Source organism: uncultured Arcticibacterium sp. (assembly GCF_964021845.1).
Taxonomy (GTDB): Bacteria; Bacteroidota; Bacteroidia; order Cytophagales; family Spirosomataceae; genus Arcticibacterium.
In genome coordinates, this window is sequence record NZ_CAXHZC010000001.1 from 1,347,161 (window position 1) to 1,359,443 (window position 12,283).

9 protein-coding genes are annotated in these 12,283 nt (G+C 38.0%); 7 read left to right on the forward strand and 2 right to left on the reverse strand.

Annotated elements, in window-relative coordinates; genetic code table 11:
• Positions 1-11 precede the first annotated feature (11 nt).
• Both AADJ06_RS05745 and pgmB read right to left on the reverse strand, forming a co-directional pair.
• Positions 12-2,243 carry a family 65 glycosyl hydrolase domain-containing protein gene (locus tag AADJ06_RS05745; protein WP_341225452.1) on the reverse strand — a complete coding sequence of 744 codons (2,232 nt, stop codon included), beginning with the start codon at positions 2,241-2,243 and terminating at the stop codon, positions 12-14.
• A 144-nt stretch (positions 2,244-2,387) separates the two neighbouring features.
• Positions 2,388-3,041, reverse strand: coding sequence for a beta-phosphoglucomutase (pgmB, locus tag AADJ06_RS05750; protein ID WP_341225453.1), 654 nt, complete (start codon positions 3,039-3,041; stop codon positions 2,388-2,390).
• Positions 3,042-3,382: 341 nt separating this feature from the next.
• Here pgmB and AADJ06_RS05755 point away from each other — a divergent pair, with 341 nt between their 5' ends.
• The 7 genes from AADJ06_RS05755 (at position 3,383) to AADJ06_RS05785 (ending at position 12,188) form a co-directional block, all read left to right on the forward strand.
• Positions 3,383-5,116 (forward strand): alpha-amylase family glycosyl hydrolase, encoded by a 1,734-nt coding sequence (locus AADJ06_RS05755; protein WP_341225454.1) that lies wholly within the window; start codon positions 3,383-3,385, stop codon positions 5,114-5,116.
• Positions 5,117-5,119: 3 nt separating this feature from the next.
• Positions 5,120-6,463: an MFS transporter gene (locus tag AADJ06_RS05760; RefSeq protein ID WP_341225455.1), complete on the forward strand. Its 1,344-nt coding sequence runs from the start codon at positions 5,120-5,122 to the stop codon at positions 6,461-6,463.
• A gap of 603 nt (positions 6,464-7,066) precedes the next feature.
• Positions 7,067-7,648 (forward strand): glycosyl hydrolase 108 family protein, encoded by a 582-nt coding sequence (locus tag AADJ06_RS05765; RefSeq protein WP_341225456.1) that lies wholly within the window; start codon positions 7,067-7,069, stop codon positions 7,646-7,648.
• 217 nt (positions 7,649-7,865) lie between these two features.
• Positions 7,866-8,591 carry an NAD(P)-binding oxidoreductase gene (locus tag AADJ06_RS05770; protein WP_341225457.1) on the forward strand — a complete coding sequence of 242 codons (726 nt, stop codon included), beginning with the start codon at positions 7,866-7,868 and terminating at the stop codon, positions 8,589-8,591.
• 123 nt (positions 8,592-8,714) lie between these two features.
• A complete protein-coding gene (locus AADJ06_RS05775; RefSeq protein WP_341225458.1) occupies positions 8,715-10,394 on the forward strand; it encodes a hypothetical protein in 1,680 nt (559 codons plus the stop codon).
• A 115-nt stretch (positions 10,395-10,509) separates the two neighbouring features.
• Positions 10,510-11,271: an SDR family oxidoreductase gene (locus AADJ06_RS05780; RefSeq protein ID WP_341225459.1), complete on the forward strand. Its 762-nt coding sequence runs from the start codon at positions 10,510-10,512 to the stop codon at positions 11,269-11,271.
• Positions 11,272-11,273: 2 nt separating this feature from the next.
• Positions 11,274-12,188, forward strand: coding sequence for a helix-turn-helix transcriptional regulator (locus tag AADJ06_RS05785; RefSeq protein ID WP_341225460.1), 915 nt, complete (start codon positions 11,274-11,276; stop codon positions 12,186-12,188).
• Positions 12,189-12,283: the final 95 nt, after the last annotated feature.

The window sequence follows — 12,283 nt, forward strand, 5'->3', positions numbered from 1 at the left end:
AGCAAACTTCTTTATAGGTCTTTAACTTCATAACCGTCTTTATTCACAGTTACTTCTTTCAATGTACCTTGAAATCCAACTCTAAAAGAGTAAGAATCCCAACTACCAGGCAACACTGGATTAAAAGAAAGCTTACCATTTTTCACTCTCATTCCACCGAAACCCTTAACCACTGCCATCCAAGTACCTGCCATAGAAGTAATGTGAAGGCCATCTTCAGTGTCGTTATTATAATCGTCAAGGTCTAACCTTGCTGTACGTACATACATTTCGTCCGCTTTGTCAATTCTTCCTAACTTACAAGCCAAAATGGTATGCACACATGGTGAAAGCGAACTCTCATGAACGGTCATTGGCTCATAAAAATCAAAATTCCTTTCTAATTCTTCTTTCGAGAAATCATCTTCATGGAAATACATTCCCTGAAGCACATCAGCCTGTTTTATAAAACAAGACCTCAAAATTCTATCCCAGCTCCATTTTTGGTTAATTGGTCTGTGCTCTTCAATATCCGAAGCCGCTATTAGTTCTTTATCTAAAAAACCATCTTGCTGTAAAAACACTTGCCTTCCCGTATCATAAGGAAAGTACATATTCTCTATGATGTCCTTCCATTTTTCCGTTTCAGCAGCTTCGTCAAAGTTAAGTTCAGCCTTTACGCCACCATTTTCTTTAACATAATTAAGAGCTTCTAAAGTGTATTTCAATGTCCACTTTGCCATATAATTGGTATACCAGTTATTATTGACATTGTTTTCATACTCATTTGGCCCCGTAACGCCTAGCATCACATATTTCTTTTTGTCTTCAGACCAATTCACTCTTTGAGCCCAAAAACGGGAAATACCTATTAATACGTCTAAACCATAATCTTTCAAATATGACTTATCGCCTGTATAATTGATATAATCATGAATAGCGTAAGCTATTGCCCCATTTCTATGAATTTCCTCAAAGGTTATCTCCCACTCATTATGGCACTCTTCGCCATTCATGGTCACCATTGGGTACAGTGCTGCTCCTTTAGAAAAACCAAGAAGCTCCGCATTTTCAATAGCTTTCTGAAGATGGTTATGCCTGTAAACTAATAGATTTTTTGACACCTCTTCAGGAGCAGTAGCTAGGTAAAAAGGAATACAATAGGCCTCTGTATCCCAGTAGGTTACCCCCCCGTACTTTTCGCCCGTAAAACCTTTGGGTCCTATATTTAATCGAGCATCTTTCCCTGTATAAGTTTGTTCTAAATGGAATATATTAAACCTAATACCCTGCTGAGCAGCTATATCACCGTTAATTTGAATATCATTATGGTTCCATTTTTCTTCCCATGCTTTTTTGTGGTCGCCTAAAAGTACCTCAAAGCCCAAATGAGCTATGTCATTCAAGTATTTTTTAGCAACCTCTATTTGAGTCTCTGGAGCATGATTTTCAGAAGAAAGGTTGCAAACGTACTTCTGTACAGTAGTTTTAATATTTGTAGTTAAAGGCACTTCAAAAGTTCTTCCTACATATTTCTCTCCACGAACCGGCAATGACTTCACTTCCTGCACCTTTTCTGCTTGAAAAAGCTTAACTCTCATACCAGAGGTTATGGTAAACCTAGGTACGTTTTCCCATGGAGATTCTTTCGTTTTTAGAGTCAAATAGGCTTCTGTTCCTACCAACTCCTTATTTACCTCCTCCCAAAACTTTTCACCATGATTGGAGTCTCTATTACTCACATCTCCATCCAAGAACGCTGTTATTTTTGCTTTTCCAGCAAAATTTAAAGGAGTAATAGAATAGCTCAAAACAGCCGCTTCATCATGAGACATACTACAAAATCTCACAGATTCTATTCTTAGCTCATGACCATTCTCCATTTTGACAGTACATACTCTTTTCAGGGTACCATCTTTCATGTTTAGCGTTCGCCAAAAGCTAAGGATTTCGCATGTAGCCAAATCTAACTCCACACCATCTATCTGAATAGAAAGTCCGTTCCAGTTTATGGCATTAATCACTTTAGCAAAGTAATTAGGGTAACCGTTTTTCCACCAACCTACTTTGGTTTTATCTGGATACCAAACACCAGCTATATAATTCCCTTGTAAAGATTTACCTGAGTAAGTCTCTTCAAAACTACCCCTTTGACCCATACGGCCATTGCCAAGACTCATTAACGATTCCGTGACCTCATTATATTCCGGGTGAAAGCCCTCCTCTATAATGCACCATGGGTCGTGTTTTATATAATTTTTCATTTTTATCTCTCTTTTAATAAACTCCAAATGAGGTTTGACTTAACTACCATCACCTTGGAAAGGTCTAAGACCCTACATGCCTAAGAAAGCAACCTTAAATAACTAGTAATAAAGTTATTATTGCCTAGGCATTATTATTTTAAACTATGACTGTAATTCCTTCAAAAGGTCACTCAAATTTTCTCCATCAAAAGAACTCAAATTCATGTCTGCATTTGGCAAATTTTCTTTAGAACCAATGCCTATGGCTTTCATTCCAGCTGCATGAGCCGCTTCTATGCCGGCATAAGCGTCTTCTATAACCAAACATTCCTCATTTTTCAAACCAAGAGCTTCCGCTCCTTTTAAAAATACTTCAGGGTCAGGCTTTGACTTAGTAACCGAATTACCATCTACTATGGCATCAAACTTATCCATCAAACCTATTTTTACTAAAATTTTAGGAGCGTTTTTACTTGCCGAACCTAAAGCCATTTTTAATCCCGAATCCTTTATTTGTTTAATAATGGATTCAATACCTGGCAGAATTTCATCCGTGGTCATTTGCTCCACCATCTCTACGTACCAATCATTCTTTTTCGTTGCTAATTTCAGAATTTCTTCCTTCGGTAAAGTAACACCGCCTTTCGCTAAGATTCTATCTATAGAATCCATTCTACTAATACCTTTCAGCGTCTCATTAAACTCCTCATCTATATCAAAACCTAATTCGTTTGCCATCCTTCTCCACGCAGAATAGTGATATACTGCAGTGTCAACAATTACACCATCCAAATCAAATAATATTCCTTTTATCATAGTCTAAATTCACTTTTAAAATTTCTTAGGCTTCGCAAAACTAAATCCCAATTTACAATGCTTAAAACAGATTTGATGTCAAAAGGTGCCACTTGCAGTATTATGTTTTGACTTGACAATTCATTTTCCTATTATTTATTGCAATTTTCATACTTTAAATGCTTTTACAAATCATTCTTTCTCATACTTTGGTCAAACTGCTTTATTCTCTATACAAAAAACAAATTCTTGGCTAATTAAACATCCTTAGCCAACTTGAAATCTTAACTTTGACAAAATTAAAATCCGAAACACGACCTAGAATACTTAAATTTCAAATAAAAAGAACTTAGCAGGACTATATGACTCAAAACGTGTCGGGCAAAAAATCAGATAAACTTACTTTCTACCAAATATTCACTAGGCTATTTGGAAATAGCAATACCACAAATAAATACTATGGTAGTATTCAGGAAAATGGCGTTGGTAAATTAGCCGATATCAACAAAAACGCTCTGAAGAGTCTTAAAAAATTAGGCATTAGCCATGTATGGTATACCGGTGTAATAGAGCATGCCACCATGACAGATTATAGTTCCTACGGAATCAAAAAAGATAACCCACTCGTGGTTAAAGGGAAAGCGGGTTCTCCATATGCCATAAAAGACTATTACGATATAGACCCTGACCTAGTCACTGATGTAAAAAACAGAATGGCCGAGTTTGAAAATTTGGTCAAAAGAACGCACGAGGAAGACCTGAAAGTTATTATAGACTTTATTCCAAACCATGTGGCTAGAGAATACAAGTCTGATGTAACAAGAGACGGGGTACTCAATTTTGGGGAAGACGATGACCCTTCAAAAGGGTTTTTACCACAAAACAATTTCTATTATCTGCCAGGTAGGGAGTTTAAAGTACCATCGGAAGTAAAATCTCCTATAAAAATTGATGAACCTTATATAGAGAAGCCAGCTTTAGCCACGGGAAACGACGTGTTCTCTGAAGCACCTAGCATTAATGATTGGTTTGAAACTATAAAATTAAATTATGGCGTAGACTATCAAAATGGTCACACTAGCCATTTTGACCCAATTCCTGATACTTGGCTTAAAATGAGAGATATTCTCCTTTATTGGTCAAAAAAAGGAGTAGACGGTTTTAGGTGCGACATGGCACATATGGTTCCTGTTCCTTTTTGGACTTGGGTTATCAAAGAGGTAAAAAAGGATTTTCCTGACATGCTTTTCATTGCCGAAATTTATGATGTAGGCTTATATCATGATTTTATTTTTAAAGGCGGTTTTGATTATTTATATGACAAAGTAGGTCTTTATGATGCCTTAAGGCGATTGATGGAAGGGCATGGAAATGCTAATGACATTACAAAAGTGTGGCAAAATGAATCTGGAGAATATGCCAATCACATGTTACGCTTTCTTGAAAACCATGACGAACAGCGAATCACCTCGCAGCAATTTGCCAAAGATGCCAAAATTGGTTTACCAGCGATGGCACTTTCAGCTTATCTGCATGATGGACCATTGATGCTTTATTTTGGACAAGAGATTGGTCTGAAACCTAACGGTGCAGAAGGTTTTCAAAGTGACGACGGAAGAACCTCCATTTTTGACTACTGGGGCTTGGACGAAATGGCTAGATGGAATAATGAAGGCAAATGGAACCTAAGCAAACTTACTAAAGAAGAAAAGGAACTCAGGAAAGCTTATACCGTAATAAATGAAACGGCCACTTCAAACGAGGCCATTAATGCAGGGAAGTTCTTTGACCTACAATATGTCAATATTGGTAATCCTGCCTATAACGACACCAAGGTTTATTCCTTTTTACGTTATACTGCTTCGCAAAAATTACTATTCGTTTTCAACTTTGATTTGAATAATTCTTACAACTTTAAGCTTAAATTGCCAAAACTGGCCTTAGGCATGATGGGAGTTCAGGAAAAAGAAATCTCGCTAAAAGGTCTCAAGCAAATCAATAAACCTATTAAAAGTCAAAAGATAAGCGGATTAGCTGACACTGAAATCAACATTAACATCTCAGAAAATAGCTGGCAAGTCTTTGAAATTAAATAAACTATGAAATCAAAAAAGCCAAACCTAAGTACAAGCCAAATATGGAATATGAGTCTTGGCTTTTTAGGCATTCAGATGGGTTTTGCCCTTCAAAACGGCAACGCCAGCCGAATTCTTTTAAATTTTGGTGCAGATGTAGAAGAGCTTTCTTGGTTTTGGATTGTAGCTCCACTCACAGGAATGATAGTGCAGCCTATAGTTGGTTATTTCTCAGATAAAACTTGGACCAAACTTGGTAGAAGAAGACCTTTCTTTCTAGTAGGTGCCATCATTGCTTCCGTAGGGCTTTTGCTTATGCCAAATGCCCATTTATTTATTAAGTATTTGCCGGCACTGTGGGTTGGAGCAGGTTTTCTTATGATAATGGATGCCTCCTTTAATATCTCTATGGAGCCTTTTAGAGCTCTGGTGGCAGACAAACTGAATTCTGAACAAAGAACCCAAGGTTACGCTATTCAGACGGTGGTGATAGGCATAGGTGCTGTGATTGGCTCTTGGCTACCCTATGTACTCACTAATTGGCTTGATATTACCGGAAGTACAGTTGGCGGCGTAGCTCTCAATGTGGTTTGGTCGTTTGTGATAGGAGCCATCATCTTACTTAGTACCATTATCTGGACAGTTTCTAAAACGCCAGAATACTCTCCAGAAGAAATAGCCCAGTTTGAAACCCCTGAAGAAAAGTCTGAAGCACTTATAGATAGCTCTTTCAAAAGTGTTTTTGTTGATTTTAAAAACATGCCTCAAACCATGAAACAGCTTGGTTTGGTGCAGTTCTTCTCTTGGTTTGGACTCTTCTCCATGTGGGTTTTTGCTACGCCAGCCATCGCTCAGCACACTTACGGCTTAGCGGCTACAGACAGTAGCTCTCCCCTATTTAATGAAGCTGCCGACTGGGTTAGTGTTCTTTTTGGTTTTTATAATTTAGTGTCTGCCGTTTACGCTTTTGCTTTACCAAAAATTGCGAAGACCTTTGGAAGAAAGAAAACACATTCCTATTCCCTAATATGTGGAGCCGTAGGTTTAATTTCTATTTACTTTATTTCAAACCCTAACCTGCTTATCTTATCTATGATAGGCATAGGTATAGCTTGGGCTAGTATTTTGGCCATGCCTTACGCTATTTTAGGCGGGGCTATTCCTGCTAAGAAAATGGGGATATACATGGGGATTTTCAACTTCTTTATCACCATTCCACAAATCATAAACGCCATAGTGGGCGGGCCTATCATGAAAAACTTCTTTGGTAATCAGGCTATTTTTAGTTTGGTATTAGCAGGCGTGTGTTTCGTTTTAGCTGCTGCCGCTACTAGCTTAGTTACTGATTCGGATGAAGTAGTTTCTTAAATAGCCTTTGCCAAAACAAGACTTGTGTCGCCAAAAGCCTTAAGTCTGCTTTAACTTATACTTCTACCATTGTCGTAGAATTTTTAAACTCTTTTTACTCTTTAATCGTACCTCATCGGTCAATAGGTTCTTTGTAAAGACTAGAATTGGGCAAAATTGAGTATCAAAATCCCCGTTTTTAGTCAAAATAAGAGCGTCTTTTCGGAAGAATATTTCTCATTAAGCTGAAAAAACCAAATAGTCAAAGAAATTTACTGGCAGCAACCATACGTTTCTTAACATTTACTTAATATAAAAATAATATAATCGGTATGAATAATTTTCCCTCAAATTTCGCTATCCTTTTACTAGGACTGATTGTACTTTTCCAAGAATGTTACATTTTCCGCAAACGTTTTAAAATACTAATAACCAATAATTTAACAAGTAAACAACAAGGCCACCGCTATTAATATATTGCAGTTAGAACAATAAGACCGTATCTTTGTATCGTTTTAAAGGCATTAGAATAATCCAAACACAACTAAAAACATTTGCAGTCAAAGGCTGCCGAACCGCGAGTAAAGTATTGCGGTGGTAAGGTTATACCAACCAATAAATTGTATGAATCAAAGACGTATAAACGTTTTTCTTTTAACAGTTAGTTCTTTAATTTTTTGTTTTAACGTTAACGCGGCCTCTTTTGAAAAGTATGCACCAAAATTGATGCACTTCGAAGGAGTTGGATACGGAATCCATAAGCCTATTTGGGGAGAAAAAGATTTTACGAAATCTGAAGCCCTTAAAATTCATCGTCAACATTACTGGAACCGCTTCCATGGTGACCTCTTTGAGAGTCAGGAAGTAGCAGAAGTATTTATAGATCATATCATAAATGCTGGCTCCGGTAAAAATAAAGCCAACATCAAAGCTTTTGAAGCTATCATAGGTGCTGAGCAAGACGGAATTTTGACAGTTGATGATGTTAAAAGAGCAAATAGCTTCTACTTTGCCGAGCAAATTGTAAATCCATATGCGAAATACAGAGTGCTTTATTATAAAACTAGAAGCCATGTAGGCGAAAATCCAGGATGGATAATCCGAGCGAAATCATTTATGATGCGTAACGCTTTTGGAATCGTTGCTCTGACGGATATCAGTCTGCCAGATTCAATTGAAAGAAGATTTAGACATGTTAGGCTTTAAATAGCCCAAGACTTTAGCGAGTCACCCGAAAAGCCCGTCTCTCATAGGAGTGATGGGCTTTTTTATGTCCACACTTTGCTGCTCTAATAACGTTAAAACCAATAGCCTACCAAACCTCTCATCAAGCATACGCTCCCCTTAAAAGAAATTAGTTTTGATACAGCTTTTTTAGTCCTAATATGCAAAACAAATTAGATGAAAAAGAATAAAAAACAGTATGTCGATTTTAGTAGTAGGGGCCAGCGGAGCCACAGGTAAATTATTAGTAGAGAAACTTTTAAGCGATGGTCACCAGCTTAAAATAGTGGTAAGAACAGCAGAAAAATTACCCGATTCTTGGAAAAGCAACGCACAATTGACCATCATAACAGCCAGCCTTTTAGACCTTAACAATAGGGAAATGGTAGCACTCACAGCAAACTGCTACGCTGTAGCTTCCTGTCTCGGGCATAATATGAGTATACATGGCATTTACGGTCAACCAAGAAAACTAGTTACAGAAGCAACTAAAAGGCTATGTGCCGCCATTAAGGTTAATAAGCCTGAGGAGCCCATTAAGTTTGTGCTGATGAATACCACGGGAAATAGAAACCGTGACCTTGATGAACCTATTTCCTTTGCTCAAAAGTGCATTGTTGGGCTTATCCGTTTCCTAGTGCCACCGCATGCCGATAATGAGAGTGCTGCAGAATATTTAAGAACAGTAATTGACCAAAACAGCCGTTTTGTAGAATGGGCAGTAGTTAGGCCAGACAGTTTGATAGATAATAGTGAGGTAAGCCCTTATGAAGTACACCCCTCTCCTACCCGCAGTGCCATATTTGACGCAGGAAAAACCAGCCGAATAAATGTGGGTCACTTTATGGCTAGTTTGATTACAGATAATGCTTTATGGAATCAATGGAAGGGACAAATGCCCGTAATCTATAATAAGGAGTCTTAAGACACACCCTATTTACCGTTAAATAAAATTTTCTAGAAGTATGATTTTAAAGAACTAGCTTTATAGACAGTAAAACTGTCCTTAGGATGGATATGCCTAATAGTCATAAATGTCTTTTCCGTCATGAATCACACAAAATCAGTTCCCACGTTTATAAGTGTTTTGTGTTTCATTTTCTTTACGAGCTGCCAGAATAAGCCAGAGACAAACTTGGTTGACCTTGAGCTTTTAAGAGGTGAAATAAAACTCTGTGGTAATGGCCAGTTTGGAGCAGTAAGTTTTTCAGAATCGTGCAGCTATGAAACACGCGAGACTTTTAATTTGGCCGTATCGCTCTTGCATTCCTTTGAATATATGGAGGCTGAAAAAGCCTTTGTTCAGGTAATTGATAAAGACCCAAACTGTGCTATGGCATATTGGGGCGTGGCTATGAGTATTTATCATGGTTTATGGGCTCCGCCCACAAAGGAAGTCTTAGAAAAAGGCAGCAAAATTTTAGCTGTGGCTGCTGAACTGCCCAAACTGAAGAAATCAAGCAAATATTTAGATGCTATTGGTGCTTTTTATAAAGATTGGCAAACGGTAGACAATCAATTAAGAAAAGAGTCCTATGCCGAAAAAATGAAGGCAATGTATGCCGAATATCCAAACGACACAGAAGTGGCAGTATTCTATGCACTGGCTTTGAGTGCATCCGCAGTGCCTTCCGACAAAACATACGCTAAGCAAAAACAAGCAGGCAAAATATTAGAAAAACTCTTTATAAAAGAGCCAAACCACCCGGGTGTAGCTCACTATATTATCCATTCCTACGACTATCCGGAATTGGCAAAACTTGGCTTAGAGACCGCAAGACGCTATGCTGATATAGCTCCAAACTCTGCACATGCTCAGCACATGCCCTCTCACATATTTACCAGATTAGGCCTCTGGGATGAATCTATACTTACCAACATAAACTCAGCTTCGTCGGCGGTGTGTTATGCAGAAAGCATATCGCCAGGCTCACACACGTACGAGGAAGTGCATGCCATGGGTTATTTAGTGTATGCTTATCTTCAAAAAGGAAATAACACACAGGCAAATAATCAACTAACCTATCTCAAGTCTTTTGAAAAAATAGTAGAACCAAATTTAGCAATAGCCTACACCGCAGCTGCCATTCCTGCCCGTATAGCCGCAGAAAACAGAAACTGGAAGCAAGCTGCTAATTTAGAGCTGCCGCAAATACCCAACTTAGATTGGGCAAAGTTTCCTTGGCAAAGCTCTTTATTACATTTTGCCAAAGGCTTAGGAAAACTTCATACAGGTGATTTAGCAGGAGCAAAAAACCAACTTGATTTATTAAGTATGAATCAAAAAGAACTGCTAGAACTAGATGACAACTATAAAGCGAATCAGGTGGCTATACAAATCAAAACCATAGAAGCTTGGCTGGCATTTAAAAAAGGAAGTCAAAATGAAGCACTTTCACTTATGAAAGATGCGGCCAACATGGAAAATCTTACCACAAAGCACCCTGTTACGCCAGGAGAGATTTTACCAGCTGATGAACTCTTAGCAGACATGCTTTTAGCTGCCAATAAACCAAAAGAGGCTTTGACCACCTATGAGTTAAATTTAGAACGACGCCCAAATAGGTTTAATGGACTTTATGGTGCGGCCGCTGCCGCCAAGAAATCAGGAAACTCAGTGAAGAGTAAAAGATACTTTGAGGCTTTAGTAGATTTAACCAAAAACATAGAAAGCAACAGACCAGAAATAAAGGAAGCCAAGGCTTATATAGGTCAAACTATTATTTGACAAGAAGCTTGCCTTCAGCATTGACATTTATGCATATTAGCTACAATAAGCATAGATTTGGATACAAATGTTTTATCGATGCTACAGACATTTGTAGAAACAAAATTTAAACGAAATGTCAAATAACAAAATAGCCTTACTTACCGGTGGTAGCCGTGGCTTAGGCAGAAATATGGCCCTGAATCTTTCTAAAGAAGGAATAGATGTCATATTTACGTATCATAGCAATGAGGCTGCTGCAAACGAGGTTCTAAACGAAATAGAACAAAACGGACAAAAAGCAAAAGCTTTTCAATTAGACACCAGTGATGTCAACCAATTTGATAAATTCTTCTCACAACTCTCTACATACCTGACAAGTAACTATGGCAGCCCCACTTTCGATTTTCTGATTAATAATGCAGGAACAGGCATTTACAAACCCTTCATGGAAACTACCGAAGAGCAGTTTGACAGTATGCTCAACATTCACTTTAAAGGCGTTTATTTTTTGACACAAAAAGCCGTTCCTTTATTAAAGGATGGTGGCCGTATTGTCAATATTTCTTCAGGATTAACCAGGTTTTCTTTACCTAACTCGTCTGCTTATGCTTCGGCTAAAGGGGCCGTTGAAGTTTTTTCACGATATTTAGCCAAAGAACTTGGTCACAGAAAAATAGCCGTTAATGTGGTCGCTCCTGGTGCGGTTGGTACTGATTTTGGTGGTGGAGAAAATAAAAACAATGAACAGAAAATAAAAGCCGTAGCTAATTTTACTGCATTAGGCAGAATGGGCGAACCTGAGGACATAGGCGGCATAGTAGCATTTTTATGTACAGAAGATGCTAAATGGCTTAACGGACAGCGAATAGAAGCTTCGGGTGGAATAATGTTATAAAGATGCAGAACAAGCTCAGAAAAATTGAAACCATTAGCGACTTCCATAAGATACGGGGGCTTGACAGTCCTTTGCATCCATTGGTGAGTTTGATAGATTATGGTCTTGTAAAATTACCGCCTGAGTATGTGGGAGAAACATGGCATTTTAACTTTTACTCTATAGGACTAAAAAGAAATGTGGGTGTACTTCGTTACGGGCAGCAAGAATATGATTTCACTGAAGGTATTCTCTCTTTTATAGCCCCTGGGCAGCTCCTGAGTATTGAACCTAATACCAATGCCAACCTGAAACCCTCAGGTTGGCTACTGCTTATTCATCCTGATTTTATCTGGAATTCCAGTTTGGCAAAGAGTATTAAGAGCTACGATTTCTTTAATTATGCCATAAATGAAGCCCTTTTTATGTCAAAGAAGGAGGAGAAGCTCATTGAAAGTATTTTACAAAACATAGGTCAGGAAATAGAAGGAAACATAGATAACTTTAGTCAAAGCATCATCACAGCCCAAATAGAGCTATTGCTCAGTTATTCGGAGCGGTTTTATCAAAGGCAGTTTATCACCCGAAAGAAGAATAACCATGAAGTTTTGGAACGATTAGAAACGCTTTTAAATGATTTTTTCAATGACGAAAATCTGATTAACACAGGACTGCCAACTGTACAATATGTGGCTGAAAAGCTAAATTTATCGCCCAATTATTTGAGCAATTTGCTAAAGTCTTTGACAGGACAAAACACTCAACAGCACATTCACGAAAAGCTGATTGAAAAAGCAAAAGAACAATTAGCCACTACTAATTTATCTGTTAGCGAAATAGCCTATCAGCTTGGTTTTGAGCATTCCCAATCATTTAGCAAGCTCTTTAAGTCAAAAACTAACTACGCTCCACTCAAATTTCGTCAAACCTTTAATTGACCAAAGGTTATCTTTTAATAAGTCCTCAAAAGGGTCACATTTTCGCTTGTTAAAAAAAATATCGGCCAAGCCGCAAGTTTTTTTGGGCGTTCGTA